At 72.5% G+C, this 20,293-nt stretch carries 17 protein-coding genes; 7 read left to right on the top strand and 10 right to left on the bottom strand.

Annotation, left to right across the window (positions count from 1 at the left end; translation table 11 throughout):
• The first annotated feature begins 10 nt into the window (after positions 1 to 10).
• Together AB0877_RS21205 and AB0877_RS21210 are read left to right on the top strand one after the other, a co-directional pair.
• Positions 11 to 2,224: an AAA family ATPase gene (locus tag AB0877_RS21205; RefSeq protein ID WP_366610840.1), complete on the top strand. Its 2,214-nt coding sequence runs from the start codon at positions 11 to 13 to the stop codon at positions 2,222 to 2,224.
• Between the two features lie 93 nt (positions 2,225 to 2,317).
• Complete coding sequence (locus AB0877_RS21210; RefSeq protein WP_366610841.1) at positions 2,318 to 3,250, top strand: superoxide dismutase; 933 nt, start codon at positions 2,318 to 2,320, stop codon at positions 3,248 to 3,250.
• A 53-nt stretch (positions 3,251 to 3,303) separates the two neighbouring features.
• Here AB0877_RS21210 and AB0877_RS21215 read toward each other — a convergent pair whose 3' ends face one another.
• The 6 genes from AB0877_RS21215 to AB0877_RS21240 all read right to left on the bottom strand — a co-directional run bounded on the left by AB0877_RS21215 (position 3,304) and on the right by AB0877_RS21240 (position 8,601).
• Positions 3,304 to 3,813 (bottom strand): GNAT family N-acetyltransferase, encoded by a 510-nt coding sequence (locus tag AB0877_RS21215; protein ID WP_366610842.1) that lies wholly within the window; start codon positions 3,811 to 3,813, stop codon positions 3,304 to 3,306.
• Between the two features lie 149 nt (positions 3,814 to 3,962).
• Complete coding sequence (locus AB0877_RS21220; RefSeq protein ID WP_366610844.1) at positions 3,963 to 4,844, bottom strand: hypothetical protein; 882 nt, start codon at positions 4,842 to 4,844, stop codon at positions 3,963 to 3,965.
• A 321-nt stretch (positions 4,845 to 5,165) separates the two neighbouring features.
• Positions 5,166 to 5,561, bottom strand: a complete 396-nt coding sequence (locus tag AB0877_RS21225; protein ID WP_366610846.1) for a DUF3263 domain-containing protein — start codon at positions 5,559 to 5,561, stop codon at positions 5,166 to 5,168.
• Between the two features lie 110 nt (positions 5,562 to 5,671).
• Positions 5,672 to 6,688, bottom strand: a complete 1,017-nt coding sequence (locus tag AB0877_RS21230; protein ID WP_366610847.1) for an ABC transporter permease subunit — start codon at positions 6,686 to 6,688, stop codon at positions 5,672 to 5,674.
• Entirely contained in the window at positions 6,685 to 7,695 is a 1,011-nt protein-coding gene (locus tag AB0877_RS21235; protein ID WP_366610849.1) for an ATP-binding cassette domain-containing protein, read from the bottom strand. The genes AB0877_RS21230 and AB0877_RS21235 overlap by 4 nt, the downstream gene beginning before the upstream one ends.
• A gap of 120 nt (positions 7,696 to 7,815) precedes the next feature.
• Positions 7,816 to 8,601 carry a DeoR/GlpR family DNA-binding transcription regulator gene (locus AB0877_RS21240; protein WP_091403015.1) on the bottom strand — a complete coding sequence of 262 codons (786 nt, stop codon included), beginning with the start codon at positions 8,599 to 8,601 and terminating at the stop codon, positions 7,816 to 7,818.
• Positions 8,602 to 8,801: 200 nt separating this feature from the next.
• Between AB0877_RS21240 and AB0877_RS21245 the strand changes: the two genes are divergently transcribed.
• Genes AB0877_RS21245 through nagA form a run of 3 tightly spaced genes read left to right on the top strand, consistent with a single transcriptional unit; the run spans position 8,802 to position 11,829 of the window.
• Positions 8,802 to 9,731: an SIS domain-containing protein gene (locus AB0877_RS21245; RefSeq protein ID WP_366610851.1), complete on the top strand. Its 930-nt coding sequence runs from the start codon at positions 8,802 to 8,804 to the stop codon at positions 9,729 to 9,731.
• 8 nt (positions 9,732 to 9,739) lie between these two features.
• On the top strand, positions 9,740 to 10,723 hold the full coding sequence (locus AB0877_RS21250) for an ROK family protein (RefSeq protein WP_366610853.1): 984 nt from the start codon (positions 9,740 to 9,742) through the stop codon (positions 10,721 to 10,723).
• On the top strand, positions 10,720 to 11,829 hold the full coding sequence (gene nagA, locus AB0877_RS21255; protein WP_366610854.1) for an N-acetylglucosamine-6-phosphate deacetylase: 1,110 nt from the start codon (positions 10,720 to 10,722) through the stop codon (positions 11,827 to 11,829). The genes AB0877_RS21250 and nagA overlap by 4 nt, the downstream gene beginning before the upstream one ends.
• A 430-nt stretch (positions 11,830 to 12,259) precedes the next feature.
• On the opposite strand, the gene AB0877_RS21260 is transcribed toward nagA, so the two are convergent.
• Positions 12,260 to 13,483: a DUF4032 domain-containing protein gene (locus AB0877_RS21260; protein ID WP_366610856.1), complete on the bottom strand. Its 1,224-nt coding sequence runs from the start codon at positions 13,481 to 13,483 to the stop codon at positions 12,260 to 12,262.
• 120 nt (positions 13,484 to 13,603) lie between these two features.
• On the opposite strand from AB0877_RS21260, the gene AB0877_RS21265 reads away from it, so the two are divergent.
• Positions 13,604 to 14,341 (top strand): phosphatase PAP2 family protein, encoded by a 738-nt coding sequence (locus AB0877_RS21265; protein ID WP_366610985.1) that lies wholly within the window; start codon positions 13,604 to 13,606, stop codon positions 14,339 to 14,341.
• Positions 14,342 to 14,351: 10 nt separating this feature from the next.
• Entirely contained in the window at positions 14,352 to 15,587 is a 1,236-nt protein-coding gene (locus AB0877_RS21270; protein ID WP_366610858.1) for an APC family permease, read from the top strand.
• A 19-nt stretch (positions 15,588 to 15,606) separates the two neighbouring features.
• Here AB0877_RS21270 and AB0877_RS21275 read toward each other — a convergent pair whose 3' ends face one another.
• Genes AB0877_RS21275 through AB0877_RS21285 form a run of 3 tightly spaced genes read right to left on the bottom strand, consistent with a single transcriptional unit; the run spans position 15,607 to position 20,262 of the window.
• Complete coding sequence (locus AB0877_RS21275; RefSeq protein ID WP_366610859.1) at positions 15,607 to 16,392, bottom strand: ABC transporter permease; 786 nt, start codon at positions 16,390 to 16,392, stop codon at positions 15,607 to 15,609.
• Positions 16,389 to 17,378, bottom strand: coding sequence for an ATP-binding cassette domain-containing protein (locus tag AB0877_RS21280; protein ID WP_366610861.1), 990 nt, complete (start codon positions 17,376 to 17,378; stop codon positions 16,389 to 16,391). The genes AB0877_RS21275 and AB0877_RS21280 overlap by 4 nt, the downstream gene beginning before the upstream one ends.
• A 31-nt stretch (positions 17,379 to 17,409) precedes the next feature.
• The gene (locus AB0877_RS21285) at positions 17,410 to 20,262 is read right to left on the bottom strand and encodes a BTAD domain-containing putative transcriptional regulator (protein WP_366610863.1); all 2,853 of its coding nucleotides are present in this window, start codon (positions 20,260 to 20,262) and stop codon (positions 17,410 to 17,412) included.
• Positions 20,263 to 20,293: the final 31 nt, after the last annotated feature.

Genomic DNA, 20,293 nt, shown 5'->3' on the forward strand with positions numbered 1-20,293 from the left:
CGGTCGGGCAGTGGCGCAACCCGACCTGACCTTGACGGCGAGCCTGCGGCCGGCGGCGCTGGACGCCCGACGGGGCATCGTGCGCCTGCACCCGGAGGCGATGACAGCGCTGGGGCTGCGCCCCGGCGACCCGGTCCGCCTCGTCGGCCGCCGGGAGACGGCCGGGATCGCGGTGGCGGCCGGGCCGGGCGCGAGCAGCGCCCTGCTGTACGCCGACGACCTGACGTTGGGCAACCTGGGTCTGCGTGACGGGGGTCAGGTGCGGGTGAGCCCGCTGCCGTTGGTCCCGGCGGGCCGGGTCGTCCTGGCCGGGCCGGTGGGGGTCGTCGCGGCGGTCAGCCCGGAGATGCTCCGCCTCGCCCTGCTGGGCAAGGTGCTCACCGCCGGGGACGACGTGTCGCTGCTGCCGCAGGACGTGCTGCCGGACGCCTCGGTCCGCAGTCTGGTCGAGGCGGCGCGACGCAGCCTCGCCAACACCGTCGGCTTCGCCTGGACCAGCACGCTGCTCCGCGTGGTCGAGGTGGAGCCGGCGGCCGGCACGCTGGTCACCATGGGCACAGCGGTCGCCTGGGAACACGGTGCGACGACCCACGGCGGGCCCGCCCCGGCCGGCGCCGCGACGACCCGGCCGGTTGCGAGCGCCGACGCCGTTGCGGCGGACGACGCGCCCGACGTCGACGAACTGCCCGGACTGCGGGCCCAGGCCGAGGAACTGACCGAGCTGCTGGACCTCGGCTTCCACCACCGGGAGGTGCTGGGCCGGCTCGGCACCACCATCTCGTTGGGGGTGTTGCTCGTGGGTCCGGCGGGCTCCGGGAAGTCGGCGCTGGTCCGGGCCGTGGCCGCCCGGGTCGGTGCCCGTGTCCACCCGCTCTGGGCGCCGGAGGTGGCGGCGTTGGCCGGTCAGGCCGCCGCCGAGCGGTTGCGCGCCGCGGCATCGGCGGCCCGAGCCGAAGGGCCGGCGGTGCTGTTGGTCACCGACGTCGAGGCGCTCGCGCCCGCCGACGATCCGGGTGCGGTGGCGACGGTGTTCCGGCAGGTGCTCGCGGAGAGCATCCGCGCCGGCGTCGCGGTGGTCTGCACCACCGGCCGACCGGAGGCGGTCGACCCCGCACTGCGCGCGCCCGACCTGCTGTCGCTGCGGATCAGCGTCCCGCTCCCGGATCAGGCGTTGCGCCGCGAACAGCTCACCGTGCTGACCCGGCAGGTGCCGCTGGCCGACGACGTCCGGCTGGACGAGGTGGCCGCGGGTACCCCCGGGTTCGTCGCGGCGGACCTGGCCGCGCTGGTCCGGGAGGCCGGGGTACGCGCGGCGCTGCGGCAGAAGTCCGCCGAGACGCCGACGGTGTCGATGGGCGACTTCACCGCCGCTCGGGAGGTGGTCCGGCCCACCACGATGGCGGCTTCCACACTGGATCTGGCCTCGGTGACCCTCGACGACGTGGGCGGCCTGGACGAGGTCAAGCAGACGCTGACCGAGTCGGTGCTGTGGCCGCTGACCTACCCGGACACCTTCGCCCGGCTCGGCGTTCAGCCACCGCGCGGTGTGCTGCTCTACGGGCCACCGGGCTGCGGCAAGACCTACCTCGTCACCGCGCTGGCCGGGTCGGGGCGGGCCAACGTGCTGTCGGTCAAGGGGGCCGAACTGCTCTCCAAGTGGGTCGGTGAGAGCGAACGCGCGGTCCGCGAGCTGTTCCGTCGGGCCCGGGAGGCGGCCCCCACGCTGATCTTCCTGGACGAGGTGGACGCGCTGGCCCCGGTACGCGGCCAGGCCACCGACGGGGGCACCACGGACCGGGTGGTCGCCGCCCTGCTCACCGAGTTGGACGGGGTGGAGGCGCTGCGCAACGTGGTGGTGGTCGGTGCGACGAACCGGCCGGACCTGGTCGACCCGGCGCTGCTGCGGCCGGGCCGGTTGGAGCGGCTGGTCTACGTGCCACCGCCGGACGGACCCGCCCGTGCGGAGATCCTGCGGGCCGCGTCCCGGCAGGTGCCACTGGCACCGGACGTCGACCTGCCGGCTCTCGGCGACGAGCTGACGGGCTTCTCCGCCGCGGACTGCGCGGCGCTGATCCGCGAGGCGGCGCTCGCCGCGATGCGGGAGTCGCTCGCCGCCGCCACGGTCACCGCCGAGCACGTGTCGAGAGCGCGGGCCCGGGTACGACCGTCGCTGGACCCGGGCCAGGTCACGTGGCTGGCCGACTACGCCGCCAACCGGGAGTGATCAGGCCGGCACAACCTTTTGCGGCGCGGGAGACGTTCCTAGTACGTCACATTCCTCAGTGGATTCTTCCACTGCGACGTCAGGTGGTGTTCCGTGCGCAAGCGGCTCTCTCTCCTCCTCGCTCCCCTCGTGGCGGCGGCGACCCTGGTCCCGGTCGGCGCACCAGCGGCGGCCCGTCCGGCGAAGCCGTTCCCGGCCCGGATCGCGCTGCCGAACGGGTTCACCCCGGAAGGACTGACGATCGGTCGGGGCACCACCGTGTACGTGGGCTCCGTGCTGAACGGTGCGGTGTGGCGGGGTGACTTACGCACCGGACGCGGCTCGGTGCTGATCCCCGGCACACCGGGAACCGCCAAGGCGGGCATGAAACTCGACCGGCAGGGCCGGCTCTGGACGGCCGACTTCTCCGGCGGCGGGGCCAGCGTGTACGACCCGGGCACCGGTGCCCTGCTGGCCCGCTACCAGTTCACCACCGACCCGAACACCCTGGTCAACGACATGGTGATCACCAAGCGGGCGATCTGGTTCACCGACTCCGTCCGTCCGGTGCTGTACGTGGTGCCGCTGGGCCCGGGTGGTCGTCTGCCGGCCTCCGACGCGTTCCGGGTGCTGCCGCTCACCGGCCCGGGCGCGACGCCGGACGCGTTCAACAACGGGATCGTGGTGCTGCCGGACGGTGATCTGCTGGTCGCGCAGATGCTCACCGGTCAGCTCGTGCGCGTCGACCCGCGTACCGGCGGCAGTCGCCTGTTCGACCTGGGCGGCTACTCGGTGGACCGGGCCGACGGGCTGGTCCTGCGCGGTCGCACCCTCCACGTGATCCGGAACCTGACCAACGTCGTCGCGGTGGTCCGGCTGAACGCCGGCTACACCGCCGGAGTGGTCCAGCGGGAGATCACCGGCCCGCAGCTCCGCTCGCCGGCCACCGGCGACCTGCTCGGTTCGGCGTTGTACGTGGTCAACGGCCGGTTCGACGTGGAGTCCACGCCGAGCACCGACTACGACATCGTTCGGCTGCCGGCCTGACCCAGGCGGTCGGCGGCGGCCCTGTCGTGGTCGTCGCCGACCCCACGGCCAGCTCAGAGGGCGGGCGGTGTCGAATCGAGGCAGATCTCGGCGCGTACCTTGCCGTCGTCCTCGCGTAGTTTCGCGCCGCACTTCCGCAGGACTGCGACCGCGCCGATGTTGTCCGGGGTCGTCTCGGCGACGACCGCCCGCATGCCAGCCCGGGCGGCGGCGTTCAGCAGCTCCCGCAGGGCGGCAGCGCCGATCCCCTGCCCCCGCGCCGAGCGCCCCAGCCACATCCCGGTCTCCACGGTGCCGGGCTCGTCACAGCGCGTCATCCGCACCATGCCCATCACCTCGCCGCCCACGAGGATTGCGTACATCTGCGAACCCGTCGGGCCGTCCAACCCACCGAAGCTCGCCCGGTGGAATTCGCGGAACGCCTCGCGACGGGCCAGCGACCAGCCGGCGGGCGCCTCCACCGGGGGCATCACGTCACCCGGCTCCGCCTCCGCAGCCGCTACGGAGAGCAACGGCTCCAGGTTGCTCTCGTCCACCGGCTCCAGCCGGACCGCACCCGCCACGTGCCGCAGTCTGCCGCCCTCATCGGCCGAAGTCCACCCCATTGGCCATCCACTGGCGGTCCGGACAGCGGTACCGGCCGGTCGGGCGGCCCCGGTGTTCCACATCACGCTCTGTTGTCACCCGACTGGGTGTCACCCGCCCGAACCGCCTACCCGAACTCGCAGAACACCACCGAGGCGTCGTCGCTGGGCTTGTGCCGGCGCAGTCGGTCGGGGTGGTCGCGCTCGGCGTTACGCACCCGGTCGATCAACACCCCCGGGCCGTCAGCGCTCAGCAGGTCGAGCAGACCGGCCCAGTCGGTCAGCGCGAACTGCTCCACCGCGCTGGACGCGCCGTCGCTGAGCAGCGCCGCCCGCCGCAGCGCCCCCGGACCGCTCCGAGGCGCGGTCCCGGTGACGGCGTGGAAGGCCGCGTCCGGGTCGGCCGCCGCCACCCAGTAGCCGTGGGTACGGTTCATCCGCTCCCGCTGGACGCTCACGGCGTGCCGGAACCGGGTGACCGGGTCCGCCGCACCGCCAGGCACGACGGCCACCGTCTCCCGCAGCTCCGCCATCGCCGCGTCCAATCTGTTGTCGGTGACCACACTGACCTGCCCGCCGACGTCGAGGACCAACGGGCTGTCGCAGAGCACCAGGTAGTCCACCTGGTCGCCACAGTCCCGCAGGAGACCCACCGTGCTGGACGGGGTGCCCGGGTGGTCGAGGTCGCACTGCCCGCCGTGGTCGGCGCGCACCGCGAGGATGGCCGCCGCCAGGTTGCTGGTCAGCCGGGCCGCCGGGCGCACCGCCTCTGCAACGCCGATCCGGGCCGCCAGGTGCCGGACGTACCACTCGGGCCCGTGCACGCAGCCGGTGTCGAAGCCGTCCGGCACCGTCGCGCCGTCCAGGACACCGACCAGCGGGCCGAACCGGAAGACCAGGTCCTCGTTGACCGGGCGGCCCGGGGCCGGCGCCGACGCGGAACGCACCCGCATCACCGGCGCCGGCCCACCGGTCGGGTCAACGCTGTCGAAGGTCGTCGACGGCCGCATGCGTCTCTCCCTGCACTCCTGTGCCGCTCTGATTCGTTGCCGTCATACCCCGCGCGCTCCCCCAGGGCCCAAGGCCACGAACGACCCCGGAACTCCTCCCGCGTACCCGCCGGGCCACCCCCCATGCAACCGCGACACCCCCACCCCACCCCCTGCCCCACCCTGCCCCGCCCCCACCCCCTGCCCCCGCGATCTTGCACTTTCTGCGCCGACAAAGACCCCAAAGGCCGCAAATCGACCGCAGGAAGTGCAAGATCGACGGGGCAGGGGGTGGGGTGGGGCAGGGGGTGGGGCAGGGGTGGGGTCAGGTGGGGATGGGGGTTAGCGGCGGCGGTTGCGGGCTCGGGAGGAGCGCAGGCGGCGGAGTCGGCTGATCAGCACCGGGTCGGCAGCGAGGGCTGCCGGATTGTCCAGTAGGCCGTTGAGCAGCTGGTAGTACCGGGTCGACGAGATTCCGAAGGTGTCCCGGACGGCCTGCTCCTTGGCACCGGCGTGCCGCCACCACTGCTGCTCGAAAGCGAGGATGGCCCGCTCCCGCTCGGTCAGCCCCGCCGCCGGGTCAGCCGGCTGCGCCGCCTCGGCGGAAGGCGCGTCGGCGGTCTCGATGGACGGCGCCGGTCGGGGGTTCGGGACGGTCGGCCCGGCAGCACCCGCAGGCTCACCCGGACGAGCGTCGGTGGACGGCTCGGGGGCGGCCGGGGAGGTGTCGGCGGACATGTCGTTCAGCCTAGTCAGCGACGACCAGGGACGCAGCAGGCGGCGCGGCCGGTCCGTACCGCCGGGAACCCCGACAGCCGAGCCGGCCGCGCCGCGTCACTTCGGTCCGGTCAGGTGATGTCGCGGCGACGCATCGTCCAGAGCGCCGCACCGAGGATCACCAGCACCGAGACCGAGAGCAGAACCGAGGACTGCTGCCAGGTGATGTCCATGGTGGCCGGCTTGCACTCCCCGAAGTAGGTCGCGTTGCAGGACCTCCAGTCCTCCAGGGTGACCGTCTTCGTCATCCAGGCCAGGATGTACGTGGGCAGCAGCCAGGCCTCGGCGAACCGCACGCCCGCCATTCCCAGCAGGATGCCCAGACCGAACTGCCCGACGACCATCACCGCCACCACGCCACCGAGGGCCATCGCGGTGTGCCGACCCAACGAGGCGAGGGCGAAGCCGATGGTGGTGAGCACCAGGACCAGCGCCACTCCGCGCAGGCTGGTCAGCAGGAACGACTGCCAGACCCCGGAGGTCATCTTCTCGGTGCTGCCCCGGAACGTGGCGACCGCCCAGAACCCGGCGAACCACAGCACCGCGGCCGGGAGCGTCACCGCCAGGATGCCGGTGAGCAGCGCGGCCAGCTTGGTGAGCAGTACGGTGAGCCGCTTCGGCCGCCAGAGCAGCAGGTTCATCATGCCGCCGGTGCTCCACTCGGCCCCGACGAAGGACGCGCCGATGACGAACCCGACCAGGGCGAGGATCGCCGCGAACGGGATCAGCGTCTCGTCGAACGTCTTCGCGAAGTCGAACGTCGAGGGCAGGAACCAGTCGGCCTGGATCTGGTCCCGGGGCGGGGGAGTGATCACCGAGCAGTCGTCCGGGAACGGGCGGTCGCTCGCCGTACCGGCCGTCTTGGCCTTCTCGCACTCCGCCCGCTCCTGCTCGCTCCAGCGCACCTGCTCCTGGTACTGCTGGTCGGCCTGACGCTCGGCCCGAGCGAGCTGACTGGCGTCGATCTTCTGGTTGGTGAAGAACACCCCGACCACCACCGCGACCAGCACCAGCAGGCCGAGCAGCGTCGAGTAGCGGGTGAAGCGCCGCTTGGTGAGCCGGCGCAGCTCCGTACGAAAGAGGCTCACGCGCCCCACCCTCCCCCGGCGGGACCGGGCTGACCCGCCCCGCCAACCTTCGTGGACTCGTCGACCTGCCGGTGCTGACCGGGTACCGGCGCGGTGGCGGTCAGTTCGAGGAAGACGCTCTCCAGGTCGACGGCGATCGGCGACAACTCGCTGACGTAGAGGTTCTTCTCGGCGAGCAGCCGCGTCACCGAAGCCGGCTTGTCGACGCCGGTCAGCATCAGGTGGTCCGGGTGACCGGTGACCCGGATTCCCGCCTGGGTCAGCGCCTCGGTGGCCACCGGCAGGTCGCTGACCGCCTCCAGCCGGATCCGGACCGCACCGGACGAGTGCTGCGCGAGCACCTCGTCGACGGGACCGAACGCGACCCGCCGGCCCAGCGAGATGATGGTGACCGAGTCGCAGATCAGCTGGATCTCACCGAGGATGTGGCTGGACAGCACCACTGTCATTCCGGACTCGGCGAGGGTGCGCATCAGCGTGCGCATCTCCCGGATGCCGCCCGGGTCGAGGCCGTTGGCCGGCTCGTCCAGAATGAGCAGCTTCGGGTTCTTGAGCAGGGCCGAGGCCACGGCGAGCCGCTGCTTCATGCCCAATGAGTACGTCTTGACCCGCTCGCCGGCCCGATCGCGCAGCCCGACGAGTTCCAGGACCTCGTCGACGCGGACGGCCGGCACCTCGCCCACACCGGCGAGCAGGGACAGCGTGTCCCGGGCCGTGAAGTGCGGGAAGAACTGGGGGCTTTCCACGATCGCGCCGACCTGGCCGGCGACGGTGGGCAGCGAATCGGGAACCTCGTGCCCGAGCAGCGCCATCCGGCCGCCGTCGGGTCGGATCAGGCCGAGCAGGGTACGCAGCGTAGTGGTCTTGCCGGACCCGTTGGGACCCAGGAAGCCGTGCACCTGCCCCGCGTCGACCCGCATGTCGAAGCCGTCGAGCGCGTTGCGGGTGCCGCGTCGACGACTCTTGTACGTCTTACGTAGACCTTCGATCTCCAGGACAGCTGGCAAGCTGCACCTCCCCCGATGGTGGGCGTGACAGCCGACACCATACGCGGTATGCAGAAGTGCGCAATACCCGGTATGCATCGACGCGCCGAATAGGCTGTTTCATCGACGGAGCGTGACCCCTCAGGCGCAGATGACCTGTACGCCGGCAGCGCGGAACGCGTCCACCACCTCCGGCGCGGCACCGGAGTCGGTCACCAGCGTCTCCACCCGCTCGACCGGGCAGATCCGGGCGAAGGCGTGACCGCCCAGCTTGGACGAGTCCGCGATGATCACCACGCGCTTGGCGCGGGCCACCATCAGGTTGTTCATCGCCGCCTCCCCCTCGTGGTGGGCGGCGGCACCGAGCTGCGGGTCGATGGCGTCCACGCCGAGCAGGGCGACGTCCAGGGTGACCTCGCGCAGCAGCGCCCCGCCCAGCGGGCCGACCAGCTCGAACGACTTCGGGCGCACCACACCGCCGGCCACCACGACCTTCATTCGGGACCGGACCAGCAGCTCGTTGGCGATGTTCAGCGCGTTCGTCACCACGGTGAGCTGAGCACCCTCGGCGCTGGTGTTCAGATCCGGTCGCACGGCGAGCGCCCTCGCCACCTCGGTGCTGGTGGTGCCGCCGTTCAGTCCGACCACGGTGCCCGGCGTGACGAGCGCGGCGGCGGCGGCCCCGATCCGCTGCTTCTCGGCCGAGTGCTTGGCCGTCTTGTAGCGAAGCGGCAGGTCGTACGACACGCCGTTGGCGACCGCGCCACCCCGGGTCCGGGTGATCATTTGTTGCTGCGCGAGCTGGTCGAAGTCACGCCGGATGGTGGCCTGGGAGACGTCCAGCCGCTCGGCTGCCGCCTCGACGCTGACCCGGCCGTTGTCGGTCAGCATTTCGAGCAGGGCGTTCCACCTGGCGTACCGGTCCACTGCGGGGGCCCTCCCAGCAACTGCACGGACGGTGATTGATTGCGTGCACACTAGTGCGCAAAACTAGGCTGGCGCAAAAGACTGACCTGCGCGATCGGCCGGCCGGTTGCCATGGTCACCCGCGTTCGCGCAGAATAACGCGCGAAATGCGGGTCTAACGAGCCGTATTGCGCACTGATCGGCCCTGCGAGGAGTTTCCCATGGCGTACGTGGACGCGGAGATCGCGAGCCAGCCCGATTGCTGGCGGGACGCGGCCAGGCTGGCCGAGGTCGTACGCGGGGACCTGCCGCGCCCCGGGGAGCGGGTCGCCGTCGTCGGTTGCGGCACGTCGTGGTTCATGGCGATGGCGTACGCGGCCCGCCGTGAGCAGGCCGGCCAGGGTGAGACCGACGCGTTCCAGGCGTCCGAGTTCCCCGCCGGCCGCCGCTACGACCGGCTGATCGCGATCACCCGTTCCGGCACCACCACCGAAGTGCTGGAGCTGCTCGCCGCGGTGCGCGGACAAACACCCACCACTGTGATCGTCGGCGACCCCGCGTCCCCGGCGGTCGAGCTGGCCACCGCCACCGTGGCCCTGCCGTTCGCCGACGAACGGTCGGTGGTGCAGACCCGCTTCGCGACCACGGCGCTGGCCCTGCTCCGGGCTCAACTCGGCGACCCGGTGGCAGCGCTCGCCGCCGACGCCGAGGTGGCGGTGCGATCCCCGTTGCCGATCGAGCCGGCCACCATCGAGCAGGTCACCTTCCTCGGTCGCGGGTGGACGGTCGGTCTGGCCCAGGAGGCGGCGCTGAAGTGCCGCGAGGCGGCCACCTTCTGGGCCGAGGCGTACCCGGCGATGGACTACCGGCACGGTCCCATCTCGGTCGCCGCGCCGGGCCGGCTGGTCTGGGCGTTCGGCGAGCTGCCCGAGGGGTTGCCCGAGGATGTGGCGGCCACCGGCGCGGCCTTCGTGCACAGCCGCACACACGGCTGGCGCACGGTGCTGGGCAGCTGGTCCGCTGGCCGTACCCCGGTCGACCCGATGGCCGACCTGATCCTGGCCCAGCGCTTCGCGGTCGCGCTGGCCACCAGCCGGGGCCTCGACCCGGACGCGCCCCGCCACCTGACCCGGTCCGTGGTGTTGGCGTGAGCGGTGCCGTGAGCGACGACCGCGTGGTCGTTGCGCTGGACGTCGGCGGCACCGGCATGAAGTGCGCCCTGGTCCGACCGGACGGCGTCGTGGTGCGTACCGAACGGCACGCCACCGACGCCGCACGCGGCCCGGCCGCCGTGGTCGGCACCATCCTGGACGTGGCCGGCGGGCTGGCCGACAAGGCCCGCGCAGACGGGCTCACCCCGATCGCGGTGGGCATCGCCGTGCCCGGAGTGGTGGACGAGGCACGCGGCGTCGCGGTCTGGTCGGCGAACGTGGGCTTCCGGGACGTACCCCTGCGGGACCTGGCCGTGCAGCGGCTCGGCCTGCCGACGGCGCTCGGCCACGACGTGCGTGTCGGTGGTCTCGCCGAGGCCCGGCTCGGCGCCGGACGCGGCACCGGGCACGTGCTGTTCGTGGCGATCGGCACCGGCATCGCCGCCGCGCACGTCGTCGACGGCACGGCAGCGGTGGGGGCCCACGGCGCTGCCGGGGAGATCGGCCACATCCTGGTCCGGCCCGACGGTCCGCGCTGCGGCTGCGGCCGCCCCGGCTGCCTGGAGGCGGTCGCGTCTGCCGCCGCGATCGGCCGCCGCTACGCCGAACTCGCCGGCGACACCGCCGACACCCCGGTGACCGCGGCCGAGGTGGCTGAACCGCCGGTAACGGCGGCCGAGGTGGCCCAGCGGGCAGCGGCCGGCGAACCGCTCGCCGGCCAGGTCTGGCAGGAGGCGATCGAGGCGCTCGCCGACGGCCTCGCCAGCGGGCAGGCGCTGTTCGACGTGGCGACGATCGTGCTCGGCGGCGGCCTGGCCCAGGCCGGGGACCGGCTGTTGACTCCGTTGCGGGCGGCGCTGCACGAACGGATGACCTTCCACCGGGAGCCGCAACTGGTCGCGGCAGCCCTCGGCGACGAGGCCGGTTGCCTCGGTGCCGCCCTGCTCGCCCTGGACGCCATGGGTGTCCGTGACCGTCAGGAGAAGCGATGACCGTACGGGTGAACGGCCGAGTGGTGACCCCGACCGGAGTCGTCCGTCAGGGCTGCGTCGAGTGGGACGGTGATCGGATCACAGCCGTGGCCGAGTATCCGTCGGTGCGCGACGGGCACTGGATCGTGCCCGGCTTCGTGGACATGCACACGCACGGCGGTGGCGGGCACACCTTCACCACCGGGGACGCCGACGAGGCCTGCGCGGCGGCCGACTTCCACCTCGCCCATGGCACCACCACGCTGCTGGCCAGCCTGGTCAGCTCACCATTTGCGCTGATGCGTACGGCCACCGAGGCGTTCGCCCCATTGGTCGAGGACGGCGTGCTGGCAGGAATCCACTTCGAGGGGCCCTACCTGTCGGCCACCCGCTGTGGCGCGCAGAACCCGGAGTACCTGCGCGACCCGTCGACCGACGAGCTGACCGAGCTGATCCAGCTGGGCCGGGGCGCGATCCGGATGGTCACCCTCGCCCCGGAGCGCGACGGCGCGCTGGAGGCGATCAAGCTGCTCACCGCGCAGCGGGTGGTGGCGGCGGTGGGCCACACCGACGCCACGTACGAGCAGACCCGCGCCGCGGTCGCCGCCGGCGCCAGCGTCGGCACGCACCTGTTCAACGGCATGCGGCCGGTGCACCACCGTGAGCCGGGGCCGGTGGTGGCCCTGCTCGACGCGCCCACCGTGATCTGCGAGCTGGTCGCCGACGGGATTCACCTGCACGATGGAATGCTGACCTTCGCCACCGCGACCGCCGGCCCGGACCGCGCCGCGCTGATCACCGACGCGATGGCCGCCGCCGGCATGCCCGACGGCGAGTACGAGCTGGGCGGCCAGGCCGTCACCGTCGCCGACGGGGTGGCCCGACTCGCCCGCGACGGCGCGATCGCCGGCAGCACGCTGACCATGGACGCCGCGCTGCGGCACGCCGTGAACGCCGGAATCCCGATCGCCGACGCCGCACGGATGGTGGCCACCACCCCGGCGCGGGCCATCGGCCTGGGCGATCGGGTCGGGTCCCTCCAGGTGGGCCTCCGCGCCGACCTGGTGGTGCTCGACGACGACCTCAACGTGGTGCGGGTGCTGCGCGCAGGCTCCTGGGTGGAGTGACGCGGCTGTTGCGGCTGTTGCGGCTGTTGCGCGGCTGACGCCGCTGTCGGGCGCCCCTGGAGAGGGCAGGCAGACGGGCTCGCGGGCGGACAGCGGGGTGGGGCGCGACTCCACACGCTCGGTGTCGGCACATGGCCGCACGCTGCCCGCCCAGGGCTAGCCCGACAGTGCACCTAGAGAGCCTTTGGAGCTGAATCGTCTACGACATCAGCCCCAGTCCAACCCAGCCCATCGGTTCAGCCCAGCCGAGCGAGGGTGAATCGTTTACGACATCAGCTCCAAAGGCAACGGCTTGGATACGTCCGGGTCGCTGAGCCGGCGAGCAACCGGATGCGGGCCAGACCCCGGCCTCGAAGAACCAGACCTCAAACCCACAGGCCACGAACAACCGGGCCACGAACAACCGGGCCACGGACAACCGGGCTGGGCCCTAGCTGAGGCTGGGGACGTCCACCCCGAGGACGGCCTGCTCGTCGGGGCGGTGCACCAGCACGTCGGCAAGGTACGACTGGACCGCGTGGCGCATCCCGACGTCCCGGCCGGCCTGCTCGGAGAGCAGCCACTTGTGCTCGATGATCTGGGCGAACAGTTCCTGCGGCTCCAGCTTGCGGCGCAGGTGCGCGGGAACGGCCCGGACCACCGGCTCGAAGACCTCGGTGAGCCAGCGGTGGGCCGCCTGCTGCTCGTCGATCAGGTCGCTCTCGGCGCGGTAGGCGTCCAGGTCGTTGAGCAGCTTGCGGGCCTGGTTCTCCTCGGCGTCCAGTCCGGTCAGCCGGAGCAGCCGCCGGGTGTGGTAGCCGGCGTCGACGACCTTCGGTCGAACCAGGAAACGCCCACCGTCGATGGACGACATGGCCACCTCGGCGACGTCGAAGCCCAGTTCGTTGAGGCGGCGGATCCGGCCCTCGATGTCGCGCCGGGCCTCGCGCTCGATCGCCTGCTCGTAGGTGATCTCGTGCCAGAGCCGCTCGTAGCGCTGCACGACCTCCTCGCACACCACCTCCGGGTCGATGGATTCGTGCAGCAGGCCGGCGGCCTGTAGATCCAGCGCCTCACCGAAGATGTTCACCCGGGCGATCTCCAGGTCCTCACCGCGCTGACCGTTGGAGAGCGAGTTGTGCAGGGCACCTGTCTCCGCGTCCACCAGGTAGGCGGCGAAGGCACCCGCGTCCCGCCGGAACAGCGTGTTCGACAGCGAGCAGTCGCCCCAGAAGAAGCCGGTCAGGTGCATCCGCACGATCAGGGCGGCGAGCGCGTCGAGCAGCCGGCTCATCGTCTCCGGGCGAAGGGTGTGCGAGAAGAGCGCCCGGTACGGCAGCGAGAACTGCAGGTGCCGGGTGATCAACACCGATTCGAGCGGCTCCCCGTCCTCGGTCTGCCGGTCTGCGACGACCGCGACCGCCTCGACGGAGGGGAAGTCGATCCGCTCCAGGGCCCGGAGCAGGTCGTACTCCCGCTCGGCGATCCGCTCGCGGGTCTCCTTGAAGGCGTACACGTAGTCGCCCAACCGGACGAAACGGACGATGTGCCGGGAGATGCCCTGCGGCAGCGCCACCAGGTGCTGGGCAGGCCACTCCTCCAGCGGTGTCGACCAGGGCAGGTCGAGCAGCGCCGGGTCCACGAGGGCAGACGTGATCCGCACGGGCACAAGCATGACTGGTCGCCCCCCGCATCCGCCTCTGATCGTGGTTGGGCCCACAGCGCCGCACACCCCGGCCTCGCGCCGGGCCGGTAGCGTGGTCGCGTGCTCAAACCCACAGTGGTACGACGTGACCTGCGGCTACGGCCCGTTCGCCCGGCCAGCTGGTGGTTCGACGCGCTCCTGCTGGTCGGTCTGGCCGGATTGACGGTGGCGCTCGCCGCCCACCAGCTCTTCGGATTGGACCGGGCGGTCGCCGACTGGGCCGACGGGCACCGGCCGGCGGCCGCGTACTGGGTCGCCCGGGTGCTGAACTTCCTCGGCCAGGGCACCCCGCTGACCCTGATCGGCGTCGGGCTGGGCGTGCTGCTGGCCGTCCGGCTGCGGTCGGTGCGGCCGATCCTGCTGCCGGTGGTCGGATTCGTGATCACCACCTTCACGATCGGTCCGCTGAAGGTCTGGACCGCGCGGGCGGCACCGAGCGCCAGCGTCAAGGAGCCGTTCCTGACACCCGAGCAGACTCTGCCGCTGTTCCACGACGACCTGCCGGTGCGGTTCGCCCAGTCCTACCCGTCAGGGCACGTCGCCAACGCGATCGTCTGGTACGGGGTCATCGCGCTGCTGCTCGCCCCACTGGCCCGCAGTTTCGGCCGGCAACTCCCGGGCCGTCTCGTCACCGTGATCCGCGTCGTACCGCCGCTGGTCGTCCTCACCACCACCACCTACCTCGGCTGGCACTGGTTGACCGACTCGGTCGCCGGGCTGCTGCTGGGCCTTCTCCTGGACCGGCTGCTGCACCGGGTGCCCTGGGACGATCTGCCGCTCCCCGGCCGGTTACGCGCGTGGGACCGGCCGTTCACCTCGTACCCCTAGGTTCTGATTCGTGGATCAACTGGCGCGGCGGCTGGGCGTACCCGATGCGGTTGTCATCGGGTTGGGCTCGATGCTGGGCGCGGGCGTCTTCGTGGTCTTCGGCCCGGCGGTGGCGGCGTCCGGCGGTGCCGGCCTGCTGCCCGCGCTGGCGCTCGCCGGCTTCGTGGCCTTCTGCAACGCGACCAGTTCGGCGCGGTTGGCGGCCCGGTACCCGGAGTCCGGCGGCACCTACGTCTACGGCCGGGAGCGCCTCGGGCCGTTCGCCGGCTTCCTGGCCGGTTGGGGCTTCGTGGTCGGCAAGACGGCGAGCTGCGCGGCGATGGCGTTGACCGTCGGGGCGTACCTCTGGCCGGGCCAGGCCCGACTGGTCGCCGTCGGCGCGGTGCTCGCGGTGACCGCCGTGAACCTGCGCGGCATCGGCAAGACCGCCGCCGTGACCAGGGCGCTGGTCGCCCTGGTGCTGGCGGTGTTGGCAGTGGTCACTGTCGTCGGCCTGGTCGGTGGGCCGGTGCATCTGGACCGGCTCGGCGAGCCCGGCGGCTCGGCGCGGGGCGTGCTCACCGCCGCCGGGTTGCTGTTCTTCGCCTTCGCCGGGTACGCCCGGATCGCCACGCTGGGCGAGGAGGTCCGCGACCCGCAACGGACCATTCCGCGCGCGGTGCCGCTGGCGCTCGGGGTGGTGCTCGTGATCTACCTGGTGCTGGCGACGGTCACCCTCGGCGTGCTCGGCGCCGACCGGCTGGCCGGATCCGCCGCGCCCCTGGTCGACGTGGTGACCGCCGCCGGGCTGCCCGGCCTGGCGTGGTTGGTCCGCGCCGGCGCCACCATCGCGGTCGTCGGGGTGCTGCTGTCCCTGGTGGCCGGGGTGGGCCGGACCACCCTCGCCATGGCCCGCCGCCGTGACCTGCCCGGTGCGCTGGCCGCCGTGCACCCGGTGCGCCAGGTGCCGCACCGCGCTGAACTGGCGGTGGCCGCCGTGGTGATCGTGGTGGTGCTGGTCGGCGACGTACGCGACGCGATCGGCTTCTCCAGCTGCACGGTGCTGGTCTACTACGCGATCACCAATGCGGCGGCGCTCACCCTGGGGCGGGACCCGGACCGGCGGTTGCCGGTCCGGGTGCTCGCCGTTCTCGGGCTGGTCGGGTGCCTGCTGCTCGCGGTCAACCTGCCGCTGAGCAGCGTGATCGCCGGCTTCGGTGTGCTCGCCGTCGGTGCCGCCTTCCACGCCCTGCGGGCCCGCCGCTGACCCTGCCGGACGGCCGGAGTCAGCGGCTCAACCGCTGGTAGCGGCGTACGGCCAGCGGGGCGAACGTCGCGATCAGCAGCACCGGCCACAGCACCGCCAACAGCATCGCGTGCTCCGCCGGCCAGGAGTCACCACCCAGGCCCGGGTTGCCGAACAGTTCGCGGATCGCCGCGACGGTGGCCGACAACGGGTTCCACTCCGAGATCGTCCCGATGACCGGGGGCATCAGTTCGGGCGACACGAAGACGTTGGAGATCGCGGTCAGCGGAAACGCCGCCGGAAAGACGATGACGCCGACGGTGTCCGGGTTGCGGACCAGAAGCGCCAGGTAGATCCCCATCCAGGTGATGGCGACTCGCAGCAGCAGGAGGAGTCCGACGGCCAGAAACGCCCTGCCCACACCCTCTCGCCACTGCCATCCGACGAGCAGGCCGCACACCAGGAGGGTGGACATCTCCAGCAGGGCGCGCAGCAGGTCGGCGGCGCTACGACCGGTCATCAGGGCGGACCGTGCCATCGGCATCGACCGGAACCGGTCGACCACACCTCGGCTGAGGTCCAGCGCCACGCCGGTCGCCGTGGCCCCCAGCCCGTAGAGCATCGTCATCACGAAGACCCCGGGCAGCAGGAACTCGCGGTAGTCGCCGCCACCCGGCACCTGCATGCCGCTGCCGAACACGTACCCGAAGACCAGCACGAACATGATCGGCAGCGAGAAGTAGAGGATCAGCTCCTCCGGCGCGCGGACCACGTGGGTCATGTTCCGCCTGGTCATCGTCCAACCGTCGACGATCGCCGCGGTCATGCCATCTCCACCTCTCGTCCGGCCCGGACCGGCTCGCGGGCCTCATCCGGCCGACGCCCGGTCAGGTGCAGGAATGCCTCGTCCAACGTCGCGCGCCGCAGGCCGACGTCCTCGACCGCGATCCCGGCGTCGTCCAGTGCGCGCACCACGTCGACCAGGCCGGCGACGCGATCGACCACCGGCACGCTGAGCCGTCGCACCTCCGGGTCGAGTTCGGGCTCCGCGCCGCAGATCCGTGCGACGAGGCGGGCCGCCTGGCTCAGCTCGGCCGCGTCGCGGACCACCACCTCGATCCGGTCGCCCCCGGTCATCGCCTTCAGCTGGTCCGGTGAGCCCTCGGCCACCACCCGACCGGCGTCGATCACCGAGATCCGGTCGGCGAGCTGATCGGCCTCCTCCAAATACTGCGTGGTGAGCAGCACCGTGGTCCCGTCCGCCACCAGACCGCGGACCAGATCCCAGACCTGGTTGCGGCTGCGCGGGTCCAGGCCGGTCGTCGGTTCGTCCAGGAACAGCACCCGCGGCGTACGGATCAGACTGGCGGCGAGGTCCAACCGGCGGCGCATCCCACCCGAGTACTCGCCGGCGGATCGGCTCGCCGCTTCGTCCAGCCCGAACCGTTCCAGCAGCTCATCGGCGCGTCGGCGGGCCTCCCGTCGGCCGAGCCGGAAGAGCCGGCCGAACAGCTCCAGGTTCTGCCGGCCACTGAGGATCTCGTCGACCGCGGCGTACTGCCCGGTCAGCCCGATCCGGGCGCGCACCTCGTCCGGCTGGCGCAGCACGTCGTACCCGGCCACCGTCGCCGTTCCCGTGTCGAGGCGCAGCAGCGTGGTGAGGATCCGTACGGCAGTCGTCTTGCCCGCGCCGTTCGGTCCCAGCAGTCCGTGGACCGTGCCGCTCGGCACGGTCAGGTCGAACTCGTCGAGCGCCCTGGTTGGGCCGTACCGCTTGCCCAGACCCTCGGCGACCACCTCGAATGTCGTCATGCCCCCCACGGTGCGGCCCGACGCTGACCGGTCACGCACCGCCCGCTGACGGCGGCGCACCGGCCTTCTCCGCCTCGGTGATCTCCTCCAGGACGCGAACGATCTCCGCGCGGGCGGCCTCGCCGACGTACCAGCCGGTGAGCCCGCCGGCCAACGCCTCCTCGCCGAACCGCCGCGCGGCGGCCAGGTCCCCTCGTACCCGGGCCACCTGGGCGAGCCCGAGCCGCGCGCTGGCCACGAACTCGGGCGCGCCGCTGCGCTGCGCGAGGAGCAGCGAACCGGCGAAGTCGTCGTGCGCCGCCGCGAGGTCACCGGCGCGCAGCCTGATCTCACCCCGGGTACGCAGCATGTCGGCCTGGTCGACGGCTGACCCGAGTGCCTCGACCAACCCCATGGCCTCGTCCATGTGGGCACCAGCAGTTCCCGCATCGCCCTGCCAGGCGGCCAGTTCGCCGAGCGCACCGAGCGTGATCATGGTGCCCCACCGGTCCCCGGTACTGCGGAAGCCGTCGAGCGCTGTGGTCAGCGCGATCCTGGCCCGGTCCCACTGGTCGCTCCACATCAGCGCCGAGCCGCTGCCCATCGCGCCGAGCGCGTTGATCCACGGGTCCGAACCGACCAGCCGCCGCAACTCCCCCATCAGCTCGTCGACATCCTCGGCGCCGCCGGACGGCGGCCCGGTCGAGATCCCCGACAGGTACAGCAGGAACGGTTGTCGGGGCGCCCGGTCCAGGCTGCGGATCACCGACGACTGCGTCCCGACGGTCGGCAGGTGGCCGACGCCCGCGAGCGAGGCGTTGTAGACGCAGAGGGCGAACTCCTCACCCATCCCCGGCGGCGCCTCATTGTCGAGCAGTTCGAGGACGTCCGCGGCGAGCCGCGCCCCTTCCCCACGCATACCGCGCAGCCACCAGTAGAACGACAGGGCCGCGACCATTCCGGCCGCGTCGGACGCGTCGCCGGCCGCGGTGGCTCGACGCAACGCCGCGTGCAGGTTGTCCCGCTCGGCGTCGAGCAGTCGCAGCCAGTGCAGTTGCTCCGCGCACCGGAGGTGGTCGCTGGCGGTCCAGGCGAACTCCAGGAAGTACGCGGTGTGCGCGCGACGCAGCTGGTCGGCCTCGCCGGCCTCGGCGAGACGCTCGGCGCAGAAGGCCCGCACCGTCTCGAGCATCCGGTACCGGCCACCCGTCAGCTCCACGAAGGACTTGTCGACCAGGCCGGTCAGCGCGTCGACGAACTCGGCGGTGGGCAGGCCACAGACCCGCTCGGCCGCCTCCAGCGTGGCCCCACCGGCGAAGACGGTCAGCCGTCGGGCCACTTTCCGTTCGGCGTCGTCGAGCAGATCCCAACTCCACCCGACCACGGCCCGCAGGGTGCGGTGTCGCGGCGACGCGGCCCGGTTGCCCGTCGACAACAGCCGGAACCGGTCGTCGAGGCGGGCGGCCACCTCGGTTACCGGCAACGCCCGCAGCCGCGCGGCGGCCAACTCGATCGCCAGCGGCAGGCCGTCCAGGCTGCGGCAGATCCGCAGCACCATCTCGACGTTGGCCGGCGTGACGGTGAAGTCGGGCGAGACGTCGGCGGCCCGTTGGGCGAAGAGGCCAACCGCCGCGTAGTCGTCGACGTCCGGCGCGGACGCGCCGAGCGGTGGCAGGCTGAGCCCGGACAGCGGGCACAGCGCCTCACCGGGCAACCCCAGCGGCTCCCGACTGGTGGCCAGGACGCGCAACGCCGGGCACGCGCTCAGCAACCGGGCCGCCAGCCGGGCCGCGTCGACGAGAACGTGCTCACAGTTGTCGAGCACCAGCAGCAGTCGCCGTTCGGCCAGCGCCTCGACCAGCCGGTCGGTGGTCTGCCAGCCCGGCTCGGCCGGGGCGCGCAGGCCCGCGCCGCGCAGGCCGAGCGCGCTCAGCACCGCCTGCGGAACGTCCGAGCCATCGGCCAGGCCGGCCAGCTCGACGAAACGGACCTCCCCGTCGACACGGCCGGCGGCCTCGATCGCCAGGCGCGTCTTGCCCGCGCCGCCGGGGCCGGTGAAGGTGACGAGCCGCCGCTCTCCGAGCAGCTCACCGACGCGCCTCAGCTCCTCCTCGCGCCCGACGAAGGTGGTGAGTTGACTCGGCAGCACCGGTTCGGCAGGCCCGCGTTCCGCACCACGCAGCACCGCCAGGTGAACGGCGGCAAGCTCCGCCGACGGGTCGACGCCGAGCTGCTCGGCCAGCGTGTGTCGGGCGTCCTCGAACTCGGCCAGCGCCTCCGCCGGCCGACCCAGTGCCGCCAGGGCACGCATGAGCTGGCCCCGCGCGCGCTCGCGCAGGGGATGCGCGACGACCATCTCCCGCAACTCCGCGATCAGGGCGCTCTGTGCGCCCAAGGCCAGGTCGGCCTCGACCCGATCCTCGATGGCGGCCAACCGCAGCTCGTCCAGCCGGGCCGCCTGGGCGGGCGTGCCGGCTGCGCCGACGGCATCGGCGAGGGCGGGCCCACGCCACAGCTCCAGCGCCTCGCGCAACACCGCCGCCGCCCGGGTCCAGTCGCCGTTGACGAGTGCGCGTCGTCCCTCCCCGGCGAGCCGTTCGAAGCGGTACGCGTCGACGTCGTCGGGGTCCACCGCCAGTCGGTAACCGGCCGGGTGGAACTCGACCGGGTCGTGCTCGGCGGACAGGGCCTGGCGCAGCCTCGACACCTGGGACTGGAGCGCGTTGGCCGCGCCTCGGGGCGGGTGCTCCCCGTACAGGCCGTCGATGAGTCGGCCGGCGGAGACGACCCGACCCGCGTCGAGCAGGAGCAGCGCCAGCAACGCGCGCAGCCGCGGACCGCCCACGGGAATCTCTCGCCCGTCGGCCAGCACCACCTGGGTCGGCCCCAGGATGCGGAAGCGCATGTGATCGATTGTCGCTCAGTGCCGACCGGTT

The organism is Micromonospora sp. NPDC047644, assembly GCF_040704315.1.
In the GTDB taxonomy this organism is placed as follows: domain Bacteria; phylum Actinomycetota; class Actinomycetes; order Mycobacteriales; family Micromonosporaceae; genus Micromonospora.

Coding starts and splice junctions, on each gene's coding strand:
- AB0877_RS21220 (WP_366610844.1), bottom strand. CDS start 4,844: ATGCGGCCGTCGACGACCTTCGACAGCGTTGACCCGACCGGTGGGCCG.
- AB0877_RS21225 (WP_366610846.1), bottom strand. CDS start 5,561: ATGTCCGCCGACACCTCCCCGGCCGCCCCCGAGCCGTCCACCGACGCT.
- AB0877_RS21245 (WP_366610851.1), top strand. CDS start 8,802: ATGGCGTACGTGGACGCGGAGATCGCGAGCCAGCCCGATTGCTGGCGG.
- nagA (WP_366610854.1), top strand. CDS start 10,720: ATGACCGTACGGGTGAACGGCCGAGTGGTGACCCCGACCGGAGTCGTC.
- AB0877_RS21260 (WP_366610856.1), bottom strand. CDS start 13,483: ATGCTTGTGCCCGTGCGGATCACGTCTGCCCTCGTGGACCCGGCGCTG.
- AB0877_RS21275 (WP_366610859.1), bottom strand. CDS start 16,392: ATGACCGCGGCGATCGTCGACGGTTGGACGATGACCAGGCGGAACATG.
- AB0877_RS21280 (WP_366610861.1), bottom strand. CDS start 17,378: ATGACGACATTCGAGGTGGTCGCCGAGGGTCTGGGCAAGCGGTACGGC.
- AB0877_RS21285 (WP_366610863.1), bottom strand. CDS start 20,262: ATGCGCTTCCGCATCCTGGGGCCGACCCAGGTGGTGCTGGCCGACGGG.